At 71.9% G+C, this 17,924-nt stretch carries 18 protein-coding genes; 4 read left to right on the top strand and 14 right to left on the bottom strand.

Annotated features, from left to right (window positions below; all coding sequences use genetic code 11):
- Window positions 1-124 precede the first annotated feature (124 nt).
- Window positions 125-2,650: an ATP-dependent Clp protease ATP-binding subunit gene (locus ACK1X7_RS27920; protein ID WP_059142484.1), complete on the bottom strand. Its 2,526-nt coding sequence runs from the start codon at window positions 2,648-2,650 to the stop codon at window positions 125-127.
- Between the two features lie 475 nt (window positions 2,651-3,125).
- Here ACK1X7_RS27920 and ACK1X7_RS27915 point away from each other — a divergent pair, with 475 nt between their 5' ends.
- The gene (locus ACK1X7_RS27915; RefSeq protein ID WP_385144279.1) at window positions 3,126-3,725 is read left to right on the top strand and encodes an SCO3374 family protein; all 600 of its coding nucleotides are present in this window, start codon (window positions 3,126-3,128) and stop codon (window positions 3,723-3,725) included.
- A 5-nt stretch (window positions 3,726-3,730) separates the two neighbouring features.
- On the opposite strand, the gene ACK1X7_RS27910 is transcribed toward ACK1X7_RS27915, so the two are convergent.
- The 10 genes from ACK1X7_RS27910 to ACK1X7_RS27865 form a co-directional block, all read right to left on the bottom strand.
- Complete coding sequence (locus ACK1X7_RS27910; RefSeq protein WP_208515325.1) at window positions 3,731-4,066, bottom strand: histone-like nucleoid-structuring protein Lsr2; 336 nt, start codon at window positions 4,064-4,066, stop codon at window positions 3,731-3,733.
- Between the two features lie 221 nt (window positions 4,067-4,287).
- Entirely contained in the window at window positions 4,288-4,809 is a 522-nt protein-coding gene (locus tag ACK1X7_RS27905) for an amino-acid N-acetyltransferase (RefSeq protein ID WP_014061627.1), read from the bottom strand.
- Between the two features lie 22 nt (window positions 4,810-4,831).
- Window positions 4,832-5,227, bottom strand: coding sequence for a BlaI/MecI/CopY family transcriptional regulator (locus tag ACK1X7_RS27900; RefSeq protein WP_078642159.1), 396 nt, complete (start codon window positions 5,225-5,227; stop codon window positions 4,832-4,834).
- Window positions 5,228-5,381: 154 nt separating this feature from the next.
- A complete protein-coding gene (locus ACK1X7_RS27895; protein ID WP_216345350.1) occupies window positions 5,382-5,564 on the bottom strand; it encodes a hypothetical protein in 183 nt (60 codons plus the stop codon).
- A gap of 118 nt (window positions 5,565-5,682) precedes the next feature.
- The gene (locus tag ACK1X7_RS27890) at window positions 5,683-6,495 is read right to left on the bottom strand and encodes a hypothetical protein (RefSeq protein WP_385144277.1); all 813 of its coding nucleotides are present in this window, start codon (window positions 6,493-6,495) and stop codon (window positions 5,683-5,685) included.
- Window positions 6,496-6,843: 348 nt separating this feature from the next.
- Window positions 6,844-7,641, bottom strand: a complete 798-nt coding sequence (locus ACK1X7_RS27885; RefSeq protein ID WP_059142477.1) for a type III pantothenate kinase — start codon at window positions 7,639-7,641, stop codon at window positions 6,844-6,846.
- A 107-nt stretch (window positions 7,642-7,748) separates the two neighbouring features.
- Complete coding sequence (gene nadC, locus ACK1X7_RS27880) at window positions 7,749-8,783, bottom strand: carboxylating nicotinate-nucleotide diphosphorylase (RefSeq protein ID WP_385144275.1); 1,035 nt, start codon at window positions 8,781-8,783, stop codon at window positions 7,749-7,751.
- Window positions 8,780-10,576 (bottom strand): L-aspartate oxidase, encoded by a 1,797-nt coding sequence (locus ACK1X7_RS27875; RefSeq protein ID WP_413115785.1) that lies wholly within the window; start codon window positions 10,574-10,576, stop codon window positions 8,780-8,782. The genes nadC and ACK1X7_RS27875 overlap by 4 nt, the downstream gene beginning before the upstream one ends.
- On the bottom strand, window positions 10,573-11,544 hold the full coding sequence (gene panC / locus ACK1X7_RS27870; protein WP_385144271.1) for a pantoate--beta-alanine ligase: 972 nt from the start codon (window positions 11,542-11,544) through the stop codon (window positions 10,573-10,575). Before panC ends, ACK1X7_RS27875 begins: the two co-directional genes overlap by 4 nt.
- Window positions 11,541-12,476, bottom strand: coding sequence for a Rossmann-like and DUF2520 domain-containing protein (locus ACK1X7_RS27865; RefSeq protein ID WP_211124919.1), 936 nt, complete (start codon window positions 12,474-12,476; stop codon window positions 11,541-11,543). The genes panC and ACK1X7_RS27865 overlap by 4 nt, the downstream gene beginning before the upstream one ends.
- Window positions 12,477-12,623: 147 nt before the next feature.
- Between ACK1X7_RS27865 and ACK1X7_RS27860 the strand changes: the two genes are divergently transcribed.
- The gene (locus tag ACK1X7_RS27860; protein ID WP_385144269.1) at window positions 12,624-13,898 is read left to right on the top strand and encodes a threonine aldolase family protein; all 1,275 of its coding nucleotides are present in this window, start codon (window positions 12,624-12,626) and stop codon (window positions 13,896-13,898) included.
- Here ACK1X7_RS27860 and ACK1X7_RS27855 read toward each other — a convergent pair.
- On the bottom strand, window positions 13,806-14,180 hold the full coding sequence (locus tag ACK1X7_RS27855) for a hypothetical protein (protein WP_385144267.1): 375 nt from the start codon (window positions 14,178-14,180) through the stop codon (window positions 13,806-13,808). The genes ACK1X7_RS27860 and ACK1X7_RS27855 overlap by 93 nt on opposite strands.
- 99 nt (window positions 14,181-14,279) lie before the next feature.
- Between ACK1X7_RS27855 and ACK1X7_RS27850 the strand changes: the two genes are divergently transcribed.
- Both ACK1X7_RS27850 and ACK1X7_RS27845 read left to right on the top strand, forming a co-directional pair.
- A complete protein-coding gene (locus tag ACK1X7_RS27850; protein ID WP_385144265.1) occupies window positions 14,280-15,362 on the top strand; it encodes a DUF5937 family protein in 1,083 nt (360 codons plus the stop codon).
- A gap of 99 nt (window positions 15,363-15,461) precedes the next feature.
- Entirely contained in the window at window positions 15,462-15,809 is a 348-nt protein-coding gene (locus tag ACK1X7_RS27845; RefSeq protein ID WP_216347490.1) for an ArsR/SmtB family transcription factor, read from the top strand.
- A gap of 70 nt (window positions 15,810-15,879) precedes the next feature.
- Here the strand turns inward: ACK1X7_RS27845 and ACK1X7_RS27840 are convergent, their stop codons facing one another.
- Window positions 15,880-16,569: a response regulator transcription factor gene (locus tag ACK1X7_RS27840; RefSeq protein WP_385144263.1), complete on the bottom strand. Its 690-nt coding sequence runs from the start codon at window positions 16,567-16,569 to the stop codon at window positions 15,880-15,882.
- 115 nt (window positions 16,570-16,684) lie between these two features.
- Window positions 16,685-17,881, bottom strand: coding sequence for a sensor histidine kinase (locus tag ACK1X7_RS27835; RefSeq protein WP_385144261.1), 1,197 nt, complete (start codon window positions 17,879-17,881; stop codon window positions 16,685-16,687).
- Window positions 17,882-17,924: the final 43 nt, after the last annotated feature.

The raw sequence follows: 17,924 nt of genomic DNA, 5'->3' as shown, positions 1-17,924 counted from the left end.
AGCCCCTCAGGGGCGCGCCTGCACGAAAGGGCCGTGTTCGGCCACGCAAAGCGCAAAAAGGGGCCGCCCCGGACCGGGATGGTCCGGGGCGGCCCCTGGCGTGGGCGCGGCGTCGCCGCGTCCGTCACGCCTCCTTGCTGAGGTTCGGGCCCGCGCCACCGGCGGCGGACTCGATCGGCGGGGTGTCCGGCAGTGCCGACTTCTCCTCGCCGCGGAAGGTGAACTTCTTCTCCTCACCCTCGCCCTCGGTGTCCACGACCACGATGTGGCCCGGACGCAGCTCGCCGAAGAGGATCTTCTCCGAGAGCACGTCCTCGATCTCGCGCTGGATCGTCCGGCGCAGCGGCCGGGCGCCCAGCACGGGGTCGTAGCCCCGCTTGGCGAGCAGCTTCTTGGCGTCGCCATTGAGCTCGATGCCCATGTCGCGGTCCTTGAGCCGCTCGTCCACCTTGGTGATCATGAGGTCGACGATCTGGATGATGTCTTCCTCGGTGAGCTGGTGGAAGACCACGGTGTCATCGACACGGTTCAGGAACTCGGGGCGGAAGTGCTGCTTCAGCTCCTCGTTGACCTTGGCCTTCATCCGCTCGTAGCCGGTCTTCACATCGCCCTGGGCGGCGAAGCCCAGGTTGAAGCCCTTGGAGATGTCCCGGGTGCCGAGGTTGGTGGTCATGATGATCACCGTGTTCTTGAAGTCCACGACCCGGCCCTGGGAGTCGGTCAGCCGACCGTCCTCCAGGATCTGGAGCAGCGAGTTGAAGATGTCCGGGTGGGCCTTCTCGACCTCGTCGAAGAGGACCACGGAGAACGGCTTGCGGCGCACCTTCTCGGTGAGCTGGCCGCCCTCCTCGTAGCCCACGTATCCGGGCGGGGAGCCGAAGAGCCGCGAGACGGTGTGCTTCTCGCTGAACTCCGACATGTCGAGCGAGATCATCGCGTCCTCGTCGCCGAAGAGGAATTCGGCGAGGGTCTTGCTGAGCTCGGTCTTACCGACACCGGACGGGCCCGCGAAGATGAACGAGCCACCGGGGCGCTTGGGGTCCTTGAGGCCCGCACGCGTGCGCCGGATGGCCTGGGAGAGCGCCTTGATGGCGTCCTTCTGGCCGATGACGCGCTTGTGCAGCTCGTCCTCCATGCGCAGCAGCCGGGAGGACTCCTCCTCGGTCAGCTTGAAGACCGGGATGCCGGTGGCCGTGGCCAGGACCTCGGCGATCAGCTCCTCGTCGACCTCGGCGACGACGTCCATGTCGCCGGCCTTCCACTCCTTCTCCCGCTTCGCCTTGGCGGCCAGGAGCTGCTTCTCCTTGTCGCGCAGGCCCGCGGCCATCTCGAAGTCCTGCGAGTCGATCGCGGACTCCTTCTCCCGGCGCACATCGGCGATCTTCTCGTCGAATTCGCGCAGGTCCGGCGGTGCGGTCATCCGGCGGATCCGCATCCGGGAACCGGCCTCGTCGATCAGGTCGATCGCCTTGTCCGGCAGGAAGCGGTCCGAGATGTAGCGGTCGGCCAGGGTGGCGGCGGCGACCAGGGCCGAGTCCGTGATCGAGACGCGGTGGTGCGCCTCGTAGCGGTCCCGCAGGCCCTTGAGGATCTCGATGGTGTGGGGCAGCGACGGCTCGGCGACCTGGATGGGCTGGAAGCGGCGCTCCAGGGCCGCGTCCTTCTCCAGGTACTTGCGGTACTCGTCGAGCGTGGTCGCGCCGATGGTCTGGAGCTCGCCCCGCGCCAGCATCGGCTTGAGGATGCTGGCGGCATCGATCGCGCCCTCGGCGGCGCCCGCACCCACCAGGGTGTGGAGCTCGTCGATGAACAGGATGATGTCGCCGCGGGTGCGGATCTCCTTGAGCACCTTCTTCAGGCGCTCCTCGAAATCACCGCGGTAGCGGGAGCCGGCGACCAGGGCGCCCAGGTCCAGGGTGTAGAGGTGCTTGTCCTTGAGGGTCTCGGGCACCTCGCCCTTGACGATGGCCTGGGCCAGTCCCTCGACGACCGCCGTCTTGCCGACGCCGGGCTCGCCGATGAGGACCGGGTTGTTCTTGGTGCGGCGCGAAAGCACCTGCATGACCCGCTCGATCTCCTTCTCGCGCCCGATGACCGGGTCGAGCTTGGATTCGCGGGCGGCCTGCGTGAGATTGCGGCCGAACTGGTCCAGGACGAGCGAGGTGGAGGGAGTGCCCTCCGCCGGGCCGCCGGCGGTGGCGGCCTCCTTGCCCTGGTAGCCGGAGAGCAACTGGATGACCTGCTGCCGCACCCGGTTCAGATCGGCGCCCAGCTTCACGAGGACCTGGGCGGCGACGCCCTCGCCCTCGCGGATCAGGCCGAGCAGGATGTGCTCCGTACCGATGTAGTTGTGGCCGAGCTGAAGGGCCTCGCGGAGCGACAGCTCCAGGACCTTCTTGGCACGGGGGGTGAAGGGGATGTGCCCGGACGGGGCCTGCTGGCCCTGCCCGATGATCTCCTCCACCTGCTGGCGGACCGCCTCGAGCGAAATCCCGAGGCTCTCCAGGGCCTTAGCGGCGACACCCTCACCCTCGTGGATCAGGCCCAGGAGGATGTGTTCGGTGCCGATGTAGTTGTGGTTGAGCATCCGGGCTTCTTCCTGAGCCAGGACGACAACCCGCCGCGCGCGGTCGGTGAACCTCTCGAACATCGTTAATCGCTCCTCAGAGCGGTCAGAAAGATCGGGGACGATCCCCTCCCTGTCCTTCCGCATGCTAGTCCCGCAACCCGGGACAGCTCATTCCAACTGCCGACAACCGTCCGGATCACCCCCGCTCGCGCGGGGCAAACAGCCACTGGCTCCTGCCCGAACAGCCGACAACTGCCTTAACCCGATGGTGCGAGACGATGTTCCCGCAGGCCAGGCATCTACGCCCACCGCCAGTACGCCGATGGCGAACGCCGCTTCCTCCCGACACGCGGACCGCCCCTCCCCACTAGGGATGTCTTACCCGCAAGCACAGACAGTCCATGCCGTAAGGGCCGGTTCCATCCGCTACGGGCGAACAACCTTGCGCCCGTTCACCGGCCCTGTAGGACCCCTCACGGACACGGTCCGCGCACGGGCCCGCACGGTAGGTCATCGGGGGCGTAACCAAGCGGGACGGCGGAGAGTTCTGCTGGGCATGATCCACAGGGTCCACGGCGCGAGGCCGTCCGCACCGGCACCGGTCCCCCCGTCACGCTGGTACGAGCGGGAGCTGGGCTGGCCGACGGCCGGCAGCGATCCCGTCGAATTGCTCACGGGGGTGGCCTTCGACGTCATCGAACTGCCGGCCGTGGCCGGATTGGCGATGCTGCGGCGCGGACCGCGGACCGGTCCGGTCGCGGTGGAGGGTGCCTGGATGCGACTTCTGGTGGCCCCTGGCAGCGCCGACGAGCTTCCGGGGCTGCTCGACTGGCTGGAGTGGGGCGGTGTGGCCCTGGACCTGGCCGCGATCGGCGCCGGTGGCCGGATCACCGCGCCGTGCCCCTCCCGCTCCTGGCCGCCGCCCCTGGCCGCCGGGGCGCCCGGAGAGCGATGCCCGCAGGAGGCCGCCGTATGGCTGCGACCTCCCGACCCGAGGGGCGAGGTGGAGCCAACGCTGCCGAGGACAGGCTTCGGGGGCGATGGGGGCGCCCCCGATCTCGTACGGCTCGTGAGCGCGGCGGCAACCGAATGCCTCCGCACCCGATTGGTGCGCGCCCGGCCGCTGCCGAGGCAGCGGCGAGCCGGGAAAGGCTGACGCGCTCAGCCGTTGGCCTTCTCGTATGCCTCACGAACGGTCGCCGGAACACGGCCGCGGTCGTTGACCTCGTAGCCGTTCTCCTTCGCCCAGGCGCGGATCTTCGCGGTGTCCTGGCTGCCGCCCGACGCCGCACGCGCCTTGCCCCGGCCACCGGAAGCCCGGCCACCGGTGCGCCGCCCGCCCTTGGTGTAGGGCTCCAGGGCGTCACGGAGCTTGTCCGCGTTGTTGGTGGTGAGGTCGATCTCGTAGCTCTTGCCGTCAAGGGAGAACGTCACGGTCTCGTCCGCCTCGCCGCCGTCGAGGTCGTCGACAAGAAGGACCTGAACCTTCTGTGCCATGGGGTTCCTTTCAGGGAAAACGGGGGGTTCGGGGGTGCGGCGTTAGCCGCTGATGACTCACCCCCCAGGTAATTACACTACGAGAGAATAGGAAACCGCCTTTCCCGGAAAAACACAAACCCCCCGGGAAGGTTCGACCGATCCACCAAGCGGGAAGCCTCATGGAAGGTCATGTTCCGGAGCTATGTGATAGGGGCGCGATTCGGACATAGGACCCGCGATCACAGTTGCAGAAGCATCCGGCTGTTGCCAAGGGTGTTCGGCTTCACCCGTTCGAGACCAAGGAACTCGGCGACGCCCTCGTCATAGGAACGCAGGAGCTCGCTGTACACATCGCCGTCGACCGGCGTCTCGCCGATCTCCACGAAGCCGTGCCTGGTGAAGAAGTCGACTTCGAAGGTGAGGCAGAAAATGCGCCGCACCCCCAGCCAGCGCGCCGTCTGCAACAGCTTGTCGAGCACCAGGTGGCCTACGCCGGTGCCCTTGAGAGTCCGATCGACGGCGAGAGTGCGGACCTCCGCGAGGTCTTCCCACATGACGTGCAGCGCTCCACAGCCAATGACCTCAGCGTCCTCGTCGCGCTCGGCGACCCAGAACTCCTGGATGTCCTCGTAAAGCGTCACGGTGGCTTTGTCGAGCAGGATGCGATCGTCCACGTAGGAGTCGATGAGGCGGCGCACCGCCCGTACATCGCCGGTCCGGGCACGGCGGACGGTGACTACTTTTGATAGTGGGGAGGACATGACCGGACGCTATCGCCCTGGGTCATCGCCCCGACTCACCGGGGCTCTCCCCGGTCTCCCCCAGTTGTGCGACGCGCATGGCATCCCGTAGTGCGTCCCGCTGCTCTTCGGACATCATCCCGAAGAACGCGACGAGAGCGGCCGCTGGGTTGTCACTGGTCGACCACGCTTCGTTCATCAGTGCGGCCGAGTAGGCGGCGCGCGTGGAGACCGCGGCATATCGATAGGCGCGGCCTTCAACCTCCCGGCGGAGCCAGCCCTTGTGATGGAGGTTGTCCATTACGGTCATGACGGTGGTGTAGGCGATCGAGCGTTCCCGCTGAAGGTCTTCCAGCACTTCGCGGACCGTGACCGGGCGGTTCCACTTCCACACCCGCGTCATCACCGCGTCTTCGAGATCTCCCAATGGCCTAGGCACACGGAGAATAATAGTGGGAGATGTCCCGAATGTCGGGAGGTTTGCGAGGGAAAAGCCACACGCCCCGGAACGCGATGCGTCCCGGGGCGTGGTCCGGCGTGCTGCCGCCGTGGTGTGCGGGGGTGGCGGCGCCCGATGGGCCCGATCGATCCGATCAGGCCGTCTCGCGCGCCGGGGCCGGGGCCTCGTCCTCGGCGCGGGCCGCCAGCGCCGCGTCCACCGCGGCGTCCTCCTTGGACTTGTTGGCGCCACCCTGGCTCTTCACCATCGTCACGATGAGCGCGGTGAAGGCCACGGCCATCACGACGGGCGGGATCAGCGCGGAGACGTAATCCATGGCTCTCGGCCTCCTTTTGCTCGAGACCACCAGATTACGCGGCGCGCCGCCGCCGCCCGGAGCCGGGCACCGGTCCCGGGCGCGGCGGCCCGGGGCAGGGCGGGCCGTGGGCCCGGGGTCAGGCGGAACGGGCCCCGGCGCCGAGCCGCGAGTCCTGCTCCGGCGGCGGCGTGGGGCGGCGCTTGGGCGGGAAGACCTCCGCCGGCGTGGGCACCGGACGCCCCGGGCGCGGCGCCCGGCGGCCCGGCTCCCGTCGCTTCGGCTCCTCGCGGTCGCCGTGCTCCGGCGCCGCGGGCTTCTTGCGCGGCTGCGGCTCCCGCCTGGGCTCATCGGCCTTCTGGAGGGCCTCCAGCGCCGCCTCCGACCCCTTCCGCACCGTCCCCTGCACGGCCGCCCTGGGCGCCGTCGAGACCCCGCCGGGCAGGGCGCGCAGCCGGGGCCCCACGGGGCTGGTGCGCGGCTGTACGACGGCGCCGGCGCGCTCCGCGAGCCGGGCGCGCACGCCCCGCTCGGCAAGGCGCTCGCAGTGGCTCAGCAGCGCACGTCGGCGTGTTGCCTCACCACCCCCGGCGGCCGACCCGCACAGCGCGCGGAGCGCGGCCAGATCCTCGGCCAGCGGCTCGTAACCGGCCGCGAGGGCGCCCTGGAGCTGCTCGAGATAGCCGACGGCGGCGCCGGGCAGGGCGGCGCGGTAGCGGGCGAGCTCGTCGAGCAGGAACGCTCGCAGCCGCCCGCCCTCGCGGACCGCTTCGTCCACGGCCTCGGCGAGCCGGAGACAGTCCTGGACCTCCTCCGCCCGGTCCGGGCCGAGGGGGCCGGCAGAGGGAGTGACGGGGTCGGGTCGGAGGGCGATGGCGAGGGCGCGTCGGAGCACACGCAGCTCATCCGCACTGAACGCCATTCCGCCGCGGGATCCATATGGCGTGGGCATGGGGCGACTTTAAGTGCTAAGCGGACAAATTTCGCTCAGCGCCGGACGGTGCGGCGCGTTGCGGACGCCGAGCAGCCATACGGGGGAAGCGCCGGACGGGGCCGCGCCGAGGCGGCCCCGTCCGGACCCGGCACCCGGGGCGGACCGTCGCATCCGGGTGCCGGTGTACGTGGTCGACGGCCGTTCCGCTTGTCAATACGGAATTCGAAGTGCCGTCTTTCCCTTGACCGCTCCGTGACCAATGGCGAAGAACGATCGGCGCCCCCTGGCGAATCCAGAGCGCGGGAATTCGTTTCGGAATGCCGTCAATACGGTCGAGCACGCAGGTGAAGAGCTGATCGCCGGTGCTCAGCCGCGCGAGACGTTCCGCTCGTAGACCAGTCTGAGGCCGATCAGGGTCAACCAGGGTTCATGCTCATCGATCACTGAGGATTCTCCTAGGACCATGGGCGCCAGCCCGCCGGTGGCGATCACGGTGACGTCCTCCGGGTCCTGGGCCAGCTCCCGCGCCATTCGCCGGACGATCCCGTCCACCTGGCCCGCGAAGCCGTAGAGGATGCCGGACTGCATGGCCTCCACCGTGTTCTTCCCGATCACGCTGCGCGGGCGGGCCAGTTCGATCTTGCGCAATTGCGCCCCGCGTACGCCCAGCGCCTCGACCGAGATCTCGATGCCCGGCGCGATCACCCCGCCCACGTACTCGCCGCGCGCGCTGACCGCGTCGAAGGTCGTCGCGGTGCCGAAGTCGACGACCACGCACGGACCCTCGTACAGCTCGACGGCGGCCAGCGCGTTGATGATCCGGTCGGCGCCGACCTCCTTGGGGTTGTCCATCAGGATCGGCACACCGGTCTTCACGCCCGGCTCGACCAGGACGGACGGCACATCGCCGTAGTAGCGGCGGGTCACCTCGCGCAGCTCATGGAGCACCGAGGGGACGGTGGAGCAGATGGAGATGCCCGCGATGCCGTCGCCCAGCTCCTCGCCGAGCAGCGGATGCATGCCCATCAGGCCCTGGAGCAGCACGGCGAGTTCATCGGCGGTGCGGCGGGCGTCGGTGGAGATCCGCCAGTGCTCGACGATCTCCTCGCCGTCGAACAGGCCCAGCACGGTATGGGTGTTTCCGACGTCGATGGTCAGCAGCATGGGCGGCACCGCTTCCGGGCGGGCTGACGGCCGAGGACGAGCCCTGGGGTGGTGGGTGGGGCGACGGGCGGGCGGGTGTTTCCGACGTCGATGGTCAGCAGCATTGGTTACTTCCCCTCGGCCTCGCGCAGGTCCAGGCCGATGTCCAGGATCGGGGAGGAGTGGGTGAGCGCGCCGACCGCCAGATAGTCGACGCCCGTCTCGGCGTACGTACGGGCATTGGCGAGCGTCAGCCGTCCCGAGGACTCCAGGGCGGCGCGCCCGGCGACCAGCTCCACGGCCTCGCGGGTCCGCTCCGGGGTGAAGTTGTCCAGCAGGATGAGGTCCGCGCCCGCCTCCAGGACCGGCGGGATCTGGTCGAGGGTGTCGACCTCCACCTCGATCGGCACATCCGGGAACTCGGCCCGCACGGCGCCGAACGCCTCCGCCACGCCGCCCGCCGCGATCACATGGTTGTCCTTGACCAGCGCGGCGTCCGACAGCGACATCCGGTGGTTGACCCCGCCGCCGCAGCGCACCGCGTACTTCTCCAGGGCGCGCAGCCCCGGGGTGGTCTTACGGGTGTCACGGACCTTGGTCTTCGTCCCGTCGAGGGCGTCGGCCCACGCACGCGTCGCCGTCGCGATACCGGAGAGCCGGCACAGGAGGTTGAGCGCGCTGCGCTCACCGGTGAGCAGGTCGCGGGTGCGAGTACGGACGCTGAGCAGCTTCTGACCGGCCGCCACCCGGTCGCCGTCCTCGACATGCCGCTCGACCTCGAACTCGTCCGTACAGACGACGGACAGGACCGCCTCGGCGATCCGCAGCCCGGCGACGGTGCCCGCCTCACGGGCGGTGAAGTCGCCGGTGGCGAAGGCGTCCTCGGGGACGGTGGCCACGGTGGTGACGTCCACGCCCTGGTCGAGGTCCTCCTCGATGGCCATATGCGCGATGTCCTCGACCTGGATGGGGTCGAGTCCGGCACTGATCAGCAGCTCGGCCAGATCGGGGTCCAGACCGCACTCCATCGGGTCGAGCCCGGGGCCGTCGGCGTCGTCGCCGCAGCCGCAGGCATCGCCGCAGCCCGCCGCCTCGCCGGGGCGGCCGATCTGGAGCAGCGGCAGGGACACGGGTGGCTGGCGGTCTTCGGAGGTGCTGCTCACGGGCGGGACTCCGTCTCGGCTCGGGGGGTGGTCGGTGGGGGGAACGCTTCGGAGTCCGTGGCCCGGACGTCGAGGGCGCCGTCCGGGCGGAGGGTGACCAGGAGGTGGCGGCGCCAGGCGGTGTCGTCCCGCGCGGGGCGGTCCTCGCGCCAGTGGCAGCCGCGGGTCTCCTCACGGCGGAGCGCGGCGGCGACCAGGACCCGGGCGACCAGATGGAGGTTGGTGGCCTCCCAGGTCTCGACCCCCGGCTCAGCCGTCTTGCCGTCCCGCCTCAACTGCGCGGCGGCGTCGTCGTGGACGCGCTCCAGTTGGTCGGCGGCGCGGGCCAGGCTCTCGGCGGAGCGCAGGACTCCGGCGCCGTGGGTCATGATGTGCTGGATCTCGTAGCGGGCCTCGGAGGCGAGCAGGGGCGGCCCGGCGGGGGCACCCCCGTCCGGCCCGATGCCCTCGTCCGGCCCGGGCCGCGCGGGGCCCTCGGCTCCGGCGGCTCCGGCGGCTCCGGCGGCTCCGGCGGCTCCGGCGGTGATGTCCTCCGCGATGCGCTCCGCGAAGACCAGGCCCTCCAGGAGGGAGTTGGAGGCCAGCCGATTCGCGCCGTGGACGCCGGTGCAGGCGACCTCCCCGCAGGCGTAGAGCCCGGGGACGGTGGTGCGGCCGTGCAGATCGGTACGGACTCCGCCGCTCGCGTAGTGCGCGGCCGGGGCGACCGGGATGGGCTCGGTCACCGGGTCGATGCCGTGCGCGCGGCAGGCGGCCAGGATGGTCGGGAAGCGCCGCTCCCACATCCGGGCCCCGAAGTGGCGCGCGTCCAGGTACATATGCTCGGCGCCGCGCTCCCGCATCCGCCGCATGATTCCCTTGGCGACGATGTCACGGGGCGCCAGCTCGGCCAGTTCGTGCTGCCCCTGCATGAAGCGCACCCCGTCGGCGTCGACGAGATGGGCGCCCTCGCCGCGCACCGCCTCCGAGACCAGCGGCTGCTGGCCCTCCGCCTCCGGGCCCAGCCACAGCACCGTGGGGTGGAACTGCACGAACTCCAGATCGCTGACCTCGGCCCCGGCGCGCAGCGCGAGCGCGACCCCGTCGCCGGTGGAGACGGCGGGGTTGGTGGTCGCGGAGAAGATCTGGCCCATGCCGCCCGTGGCGAGGACGACCGCGCCCGCCCGCACCGCGCCCACGCCGTCCCGCCGGCCCTCGCCCATGACGTGCAGGGTGACTCCGGCCGCCCGGCCGGAGTCGTCCCTCAGCAGGTCGAGCACCAGGGCGTTCTCCACGGTGTCGATACCGGCCGCGCGCACCGCCTCGACCAGGGCCCGGGAGATCTCCGCGCCGGTCGCGTCGCCGCCCGCGTGGGCGATCCGGCGGCGGTGGTGGCCGCCCTCGCGGGTCAGCAGGATCTCGCCGGTGTCGTCGTCGGCGTCGAAGCGGGCGCCGGTGGCGATGAGCCGCCGCACCGCGTCGGGTCCCTCGGTGACCAGCGTCCGTACCGCCCGCTCGTCGCAGAGCCCGGCGCCGGCCACCAGGGTGTCGTCCAGATGCTGCTCGGGGGTGTCGCCCTCGCCGAGGGCGGCGGCTATGCCGCCCTGGGCCCAGCGCGTGGAGCCGTCGTCCAGGCGGGCCTTGGTGACCACGGTGACCCTGGCCCCGGCCGCGGCACAGCGCAGCGCCACGGTCAGCCCGGCGACCCCGGAGCCGACGACCACGACATCGGCCTCGATGGCCCAGCCGGGGGCGGCGGCGCGCAGGGCGGTGGCGGGGGCCACGGCGTCGGGCCGCCCGGTCGCACGGGTCATCGGGCGGCTCCGATCCACAGGCGGACGTTGTCTATCAGGCGGGTGGCGCCGACCTTGGCCGCGACGGCCAGCACGGCCTCGCCGGTGTATCCGTCGGGGACCTCGGTGAAGTCGGCGGGGTCGGCCAGGCCCAGATAGTCGAGGACGAGCGGCGGCTCCAGCCGCGCCGCCTCGTCGAGCACCACCCGCGCCGCGGACCGCACCGCGGCGGGGGACGCCACCCGTATCAGCTCGTGCTCCTCGGCCCCGGCCGGGCCCTCCCCGGCCGCCAGCAGCCCCGCGTCCCGCCCCGCGAACAGCGCCCGGGACAGGGCCAGCGCGGTGTCCCGCTCCTGGGCCGACAGATAGCGGTTACGGCTGGAGAGGGCGAGCCCGTCGCCCTCCCGGACGGTGGGGACGCCGACGATCTCGACCGGGAAATCCAGGTCGCGCGCCATCCGGCGGACCAGCGCCAACTGCTGGGCGTCCTTCTCGCCGAAGAAGGCGGCATCGGGGCGGGTGAGATGGAGCAGCTTGGCGACGACCGTGAGCATCCCGTCGAAGTGGCCGGGCCGCGAGGCGCCCTCATAGCGCTCGCCCATGGCGCCCGCGGTGATCCGGATATGCGGCTCGCCGCCCGGATACACCTCATCGGCCGCCGGGGCGAAGACGATGTCCGCGTCCGCCTCGGCCGCGACCTTGAGGTCGGCGTCCAGGGTGCGTGGATAGCGGTCGAGGTCCTCGCCCGCGCCGAACTGGAGCGGATTGACGAAGACGGTGACGGTCACCAGGCCCTTGGCGCCCACCCGGGCGCGGGCGGCGCGGATCAGCGAGGCGTGCCCGTCGTGCAGCGCCCCCATGGTCATCACGACGGCCGAGCGCCCCGGCACGGCGAAGTGGGCGAACGCCGCGTCCAGCTCGGAGCGATGGCGGAACAGCTCCACATCCGGCTCCCCAGGAAGCGCCTTGGTCCACAGCTTCGGGCTCATGACTCACTGCCTCCCCGGCCCCGTGCGTCGGTGACATCCGAGAGCACGCCCAGCAGGTCCTCCGCCAGCTCCGGCTTGAGCAGGCCGTGCGCGAGCGCACGGTCCGCGGTCGTACGGGCCATGGCCAGATAGCCGGCGACGGCGTGCGGGGCGTGCCGCCGCAGCTCGGCGACATGGGCGGCGACCGTGCCCGCGTCGCCGCGCGCGACCGGGCCGGTCAGCGCGGCGTCGCCGCTGCGCAGCGCGTTGTCCAGCGCGGCGCCCAGGAGGGGGCCGAGCATCCGGTCGGGGGCCTCGACCCCGGACGCGCGCAGCAGCTCAAGGGACTGGGCGACCAGCGTGGTGAGGTGGTTGGCGCCGATGGCGAGGGCGGCGTGATAGAGCGGGCGGGACTCCTCCGCGATCCACTCGGGCTCCCCGCCCATCTCGATGACCAGCGCCTCGGCCGCCAGCCGCAGCTCCTCGGGGGCGGTGACGCCGAAGGAGCAGCCGGCCAGCCGCTGGACGTCCACCGAGGTGCCGGTGAAGGTCATGACGGGGTGCAGTGCGAGCGGCAGCGCACCGGCCCGCAGCGCGGGCTCCAGCACACTGACGCCATAGCGGCCGGAGGTGTGCACCAGCAACTGGCCGGGGCGCACCGCACCGGTTTCGGTGAGGCCCGCGATCAGCTCGGGCAGCGCGTCGTCGGGGACGGTGAGCAGCACCAGCTCGGCCCGCGCCAGCACCTCGGAGGGCGGGACGATCGGAACCTCGGGGAGCAGGGCGGCGGCCCGGCGCACGGAGGCGTCGGAGACACCGGAGGCGGCGACCGGGCGGTGTCCGGCCAGCCGCAGCGAGGCGGCGAGGGCCGGGCCGACGCGGCCCGCGCCGACGACCCCGACGGTGAGCCGGGCCGGCCGGTCCTGCGGCTCGGGAAGTGGTTGTGCGTTCACGCGACAGGGGCCTTCCGTTCCAGTCCTCAGGGGGTACCGGACGATTCCCCGCCATGCTACGCGAGTGTTTCCGGGGGAGTTCGGCCGCAGCCCGGGCCTGTGGACAACTCTGTGGTCCGATGGACACCCGTGCGACATGATCGGCTCATGACGGACAGGACGGGCGAGGCGGACGAGACGGCAACAGGTGTGGACGAGGCAGCCGGTGCGGACGAGGCAGCGGGAGCCGACGAGGCGGGCGCGGCGGACGACGGCACCGGCGACCCGGAGCGGGCCGCGCGGGTGCGCCGCCTCGCGGCCTGGCACGGCTCCGAGCGGACGCTCACCCGCGGGCCCGCGGAGGGGCGGATCGCCGAGCGGCTGGCCGCCCTCACCGCCGCCCTTACGGCCGACCCCCCGCCGTACGGCGGGGACGGCTGGGTGGACATGTACGGGGACGGCATCGTCGAGGAGCTGGAGCGGCGGGTCGCCGCGCTGCTCGGCATGGAGGCCGCGGCGTTCTTCCCCACCGGCACCATGGCGCAGCAGGTGGCGCTGCGCTGCTGGGCGGGGCGCACCGGCAATCCGGTGGTGGCGGTGCATCCGCTGTCACATCTGGAGGTGCATGAGCGGGACGCGTATCTGACGGTGAGCGGGCTGCGCGCGGTGCGTCCCACGAGCGAGCCCCGGCCGCCCACCGCAGAGGACGTCCTCGGTCTCGACGAGCCGTTCGGCACGCTCGCCCTCGAACTCCCGCTGCGCGACGCCGGATTCGTGCTGCCCACCTGGGACGAGCTGGTCGCGGTCGTGGAGGCGGCCCGGGAGCGGGACGCGGTGGTGCACTTCGACGGGGCACGGCTGTGGGAGTGCACGGCCCACTTCGGCCGCGAGCTGCCGGAGATCGCCGCCCTGGCGGACTCCGTCTATGTGTCCTTCTACAAGTCGGTGGACGGCATCTCGGGAGCGGCGCTGGCCGGGCCCGAGACCCTGGTGACGGAGGCCAGGGCGTGGCGCCACCGGTACGGCGGCCAGCTCTTCCAGCAGTGGCCGGCGGCGCTGGCCGCGCTGGACGGCCTGGACCGCGAGCTGCCGAGGCTTCCGTCGTATGTGGCGCACGCCCGGGTGGTGGCACAGGCGCTGCGGACGGCGTTCACGGCCGAGGGGGTGAGCTGGTCCCGGGTGCATCCCGAGGTGCCGCACACCCACCAGTTCCAGGTGTGGCTGCCGTATCCGGCGGCGGTGCTGGACGAGGCGGGGGTGCGGCTGGCGGAGGAGACGGGGACGACGCTGTTCCGTCGCTGGCGGGAGCCGGGGCCGCCCGGTCTGGCCGCGACGGAGCTGACGGTCGCCTCACCCGCACTCGACTGGACGGCCGAGGACGTCACGGCCGCGGCCGGTGCCTTCCTCGCCCGGGTCCGGGAGCTCCTGGAGGGGGACGGCTGACCGGCGCCGCAGGGCGGCCAGCGCCTCCCTGACCGCCCTTACGGCGCGCGGCATGGCCGGTAGGTGGCCCGGCGTCGCCCTTACGGCGCCCGGCGCGTCCGTAAGGCGGTCATCGCGGTCGCGGCGGCGGGCCGGACGCCCCGCCATCGCGGCCTGGGCGTCGCGGTACTGCCGCAACTCCCGGACGGTGCGCCAGTCGTGGCGGCCCGGTGCGGGCGGGGCGGGCTCGCCGCGCCGGGCGGCCCGGTACAGGTCGAGTGCGTACTGCTCGGTGAGGGACATGATTCGACGGTCCGCCCGGCCCCGGACACCCGTCACGCCGATTGACGGCGGCCGTCAAACGAGGGCGGCGCCGGGCGCGGGCTCCCGCACCATGGGCTCATGGCCAATGTCATCGACATCGCCGGGCTGCCGCCCGAGCGCATCGTCTTCAGCCCGTCCCCGCTCGCCGAGCTGGGCGCCGCGCTCCATGTGCTGTCCGAGCCCGGCCACCACCCCGGGCTGCACGGCTGGGCCACCGCCACCTCCTCCGCGCTCAAGCCGGACCTCGCCGACCGGCTCTGCGAGGCGGACTTCCTGTGGCGCACCACCCGCTCCGATCTGCTGCTCCCGGCCGCCCCCGGGGCGACGCTCGCGGAGGAGCTGGACGCACTGGACCGGATCGACGACGAGACGTTCGTGTCGGCCGCCTTCGAGATCGCCTGCTCCCCCGCGTACTACCGGCGCACCCCCTCGCCGCTGGTCGACGCGGACGAACGGGCCCGGATCCGCGAGTTGGCGGCCGCCCGGGGGCCGCGGCAGGCGGCTTTCACCCACCGGATGCTGGAGGACCCGGACGGGCTGCGGGTCTGGTTGCGGCGGCTGCTGGAGGACTGCGACGAGGCGTTCTTCGCCGACACCTGGCGACGGACGCGGATCCAGTTGGCCGCCGACGCCCGCCACAAGGCGGAACTGCTTCAGCGCAAGGGGCTCGGAGAGGCGCTGACGGCGGCCTCCGCCGCGCTGTCGCTGTCGGAGGACGGGAACAGCATCCTGGTCGACAAGCTGGCGGGCGGCCGGACGACGGCGTACGGGGAGGGCATCACCTTCATCCCGACCGCCTTCGGCTGGCCGCATCTGATCGTCCTGTACGCGCCCGGCTGGCGCCCGGTGATCCAGTACCCGGTCGCCGCCCCCGAACTGCCCCCGCCCGCCGCCCTGGAGCTCGTCCAGCGCCGTCTCGAGGCCCTGGCCCACCCGATGCGGATGCGGCTGTGCCGCAGCCTGGCGCGCGGCCCGCACACCACCGGGGAGCTCTCCGAGTCGTACGGCATCACGCCCCCGGAGGTCTCCCGCCATATCGCCGTGCTGAAGAAGGCCGGTCTTCTCACCACCCGCCGCCGCGGCCGCTATGTGCTGCACCAGCTCGACCTGACGTCGGTGGCCCGCCTGGGCAGCGACTTCCTGGAGAGCGTGCTGCGGTAGGGCCTTGTCTGTAGCGTGCGGCCCCAGGGGCTCCGCCTAAAATGTTCACCCCAGAGTGAACACAGATCGGGCCATAAGCGGCAGAGGAGCAGAGCAGCGATGAGCAACCGAAGCCACCGGGCCGCGCCCGAGCACACCCACCCCGACGACGTCCCGGTGCAGACCGCCCTCGCGGCGCTCGCCGACCCCGTACGGCTTCAGCTCGTCCGCGAACTGGCCACCACGGCCGACTGGGAGCACACCTGCGGCACCTTCGACGTGCCCGTGGGCAAGGCGGCGCTCAGCCACCACTTCTCGGTGCTGCGCGCGGCCGGGCTGATCGAGCAGCGCGACATGGGCCCCAAGCGGGTCAACCGGCTGCGCCGCCCGGAGTTCGACCAGCGCTTCCCCGGACTGCTCGACCTGGTCCTGCGCGACCGGCGGGACAGCGGCGAGCACGAACGGTAGGACGGCCGTCTCGACCGTAAGGACGCCGCGGCCACCGTAAGGACGCCGCCGTAAGAAAGGCCGCCGCGCCTCAGCGGGCCGGGCCCGCCGAGCCACCGGCCCGCACCAGCCCGGTCTCGTAGGCCATCACCACCACCTGCACCCGGTCCCGCAGCTCCAACTTGGTGAGGATGCGCCCCACATGGGTCTTCACGGTGGCCTCGGACAGCACCAGCCGCGCCGCGATCTCCCCGTTCGACAGCCCCTGCGCGACCAGCAGCACCACCTCGCGCTCCCGGTCGGTGAGCCGCTCCAGCTCCGGACGGACCCGGCCGCCGCTTCCCCCACCGCCCGGCAGCATCGGCGCGAACCGGTCCAGCAGCCGGCGCGTGGTGCTCGGCGCGACCACCGCGTCACCGCTGTGCACCGCGCGGATCGCCGCGAGCAGCTCCGCGGGCGGCACATCCTTGAGCATGAAGCCGCCCGCCCCGGCCTTGAGCGCGGAGAAGGCGTACTCGTCCAGATCGAACGTGGTCAGGATGATGACCTTCGGCGCCCCTTCCCGCTCGCATATCAGGCGGGTGGCTTCCACGCCGTCCAGCTTGGGCATGCGGACGTCCATGAGGACGACGTCCACCTTCGTGGAGCGCACCGCCTGAAGCGCCTCCACCCCATCGCCCGCCTCGGCGACGACCTCCATATCGGGCTGGGCCGCGAGCACCATCCGAAAGCCGGTACGCAGCAGCACTTGGTCATCGACGAGCATGACGCGAATCGACATTCCGGACGGTCCCTTCCTCTGGCTGACAGCTCCTCTGGCTGACAGCCGCCTTACAGCGGCCATGGCGCGACGTCACGAGTGCGCATGCGCATACGGGTCATGATGCGCCCATCGCTCAACGGGCCGGCTTCAGCGGCAGCAGTGCGCTGATCCGGAAGCCGCCGCCAGGACGCGGCCCCGCGTCGAGCGTGCCGCCCACCATGCCGACGCGCTCGCGCATCCCGATCAGCCCATGGCCGCTGCCGTCGGCGCCGCCGTCCTGGTACAGCTCGCGCTGCGCGCCCCGTCCGTCGTCCTCGACCAGCAGCCCGAGCCCGTCGTCGAAGTAGGTGAGGCGGACGCTCGCGCCCACGTCCGGACCGCCGTGCTTACGGGTGTTGGTGAGCGCTTCCTGCACGATGCGGTAGGCGGTCAGCTCGACCCCGCTGGGAAGCTGGCGCGGGCTGCCCACCACCTTGAAGTCCACCGGGAGCCCGGCGCCTCGCACCTGCTCCACCAACTCGTCGATCTGCTCGACGTCCGGCTGGGGGACGTAGTCGTTCTCCTCGCCCGGCTCCCCGGTGCGCAGCACGCCCAGCAGCCGCCGCATCTCGGCGAGCGCCTGGCGGCCGGTGCCGGAGATGGTCTCCAGCGCCTGCCGGGCCTGTTCCGGCGAGGCGTCCATGACGTACGCGGCGCCATCCGCCTGCACCACCATCACCGACACGTTGTGTGCCACCACATCGTGCAGCTCCCGCGCGATCCGGGCGCGCTCGGCGGCCACCGCGACCTTCGACTGCGCCTCGCGCTCCTTCTCCAGCCGGGCGGCCCGCTCCTCGAGTTGGGCGTAGTAGGCGCGGCGGGTGCGGATCGAGTCGCCGAGCACCCAGGCCAGTACGAACGGGATGGAGACGAAGACCGCCGAGACGACGTCCTCCCACCAGCCCTGCTCGGAATGCGGCCAGCGGAGGGCGGCGAGGGGGGCCGCGCTGATCGCCACGCCCAGCGCGAAGCGGGAGGCCCGGCGCGAGGAGGCGACCGCCACCGTGTAGACGATCACCAGCATGGCGAAGTCGGCCAGATTGGGCTTGACGCTGGTGGCCATCTGGGCGACCCCGCACGCGATGGCCAGCAGCAGCATCTTCTCCGGGACGCGGCGGCGCAGCGCGACCGTCGTCCCCAGCGCCAGGACGATCGGCACGGCCGCGAACCGGGAACCCCGGCTCATCTCCGCCTCCATGACCCACAGGAAACCGAAGCCGACGAGGAGGAGGGCCCAGAAGGTGTCCACCCCTGTCGGATGCCTGCGGAGAAATTCGTAGAGGCGCTGCACGTCACCCAGCGTAGGCACCGCCGAACCCGCTCGGGTCAGCCCG

This window comes from Streptomyces sp. CY-1, assembly GCF_047218265.1.
GTDB lineage: Bacteria > Actinomycetota > Actinomycetes > Streptomycetales > Streptomycetaceae > Streptomyces > Streptomyces niphimycinicus.
This window is presented reverse-complemented; position numbering and strand designations above follow the sequence as displayed.

Bases quoted from the DNA above. Each gene is read 5' to 3' on its own strand.
- ACK1X7_RS27905 (WP_014061627.1), bottom strand. From the start codon at position 4,809: ATGTCCTCCCCACTATCAAAAGTAGTCACCGTCCGCCGTGCCCGGACC.
- ACK1X7_RS27845 (WP_216347490.1), top strand. From the start codon at position 15,462: ATGAGCAACCGAAGCCACCGGGCCGCGCCCGAGCACACCCACCCCGAC.
- ACK1X7_RS27855 (WP_385144267.1), bottom strand. From the start codon at position 14,180: ATGTCCCTCACCGAGCAGTACGCACTCGACCTGTACCGGGCCGCCCGG.
- ACK1X7_RS27895 (WP_216345350.1), bottom strand. From the start codon at position 5,564: ATGGATTACGTCTCCGCGCTGATCCCGCCCGTCGTGATGGCCGTGGCC.
- ACK1X7_RS27910 (WP_208515325.1), bottom strand. From the start codon at position 4,066: ATGGCACAGAAGGTTCAGGTCCTTCTTGTCGACGACCTCGACGGCGGC.
- panC (WP_385144271.1), bottom strand. From the start codon at position 11,544: ATGAGCCCGAAGCTGTGGACCAAGGCGCTTCCTGGGGAGCCGGATGTG.
- ACK1X7_RS27920 (WP_059142484.1), bottom strand. From the start codon at position 2,650: ATGTTCGAGAGGTTCACCGACCGCGCGCGGCGGGTTGTCGTCCTGGCT.
- ACK1X7_RS27875 (WP_413115785.1), bottom strand. From the start codon at position 10,576: ATGACCCGTGCGACCGGGCGGCCCGACGCCGTGGCCCCCGCCACCGCC.
- ACK1X7_RS27890 (WP_385144277.1), bottom strand. From the start codon at position 6,495: ATGCCCACGCCATATGGATCCCGCGGCGGAATGGCGTTCAGTGCGGAT.
- ACK1X7_RS27885 (WP_059142477.1), bottom strand. From the start codon at position 7,641: ATGCTGCTGACCATCGACGTCGGAAACACCCATACCGTGCTGGGCCTG.
- ACK1X7_RS27850 (WP_385144265.1), top strand. From the start codon at position 14,280: ATGGCCAATGTCATCGACATCGCCGGGCTGCCGCCCGAGCGCATCGTC.
- ACK1X7_RS27915 (WP_385144279.1), top strand. From the start codon at position 3,126: ATGATCCACAGGGTCCACGGCGCGAGGCCGTCCGCACCGGCACCGGTC.
- ACK1X7_RS27860 (WP_385144269.1), top strand. From the start codon at position 12,624: ATGACGGACAGGACGGGCGAGGCGGACGAGACGGCAACAGGTGTGGAC.
- ACK1X7_RS27840 (WP_385144263.1), bottom strand. From the start codon at position 16,569: ATGTCGATTCGCGTCATGCTCGTCGATGACCAAGTGCTGCTGCGTACC.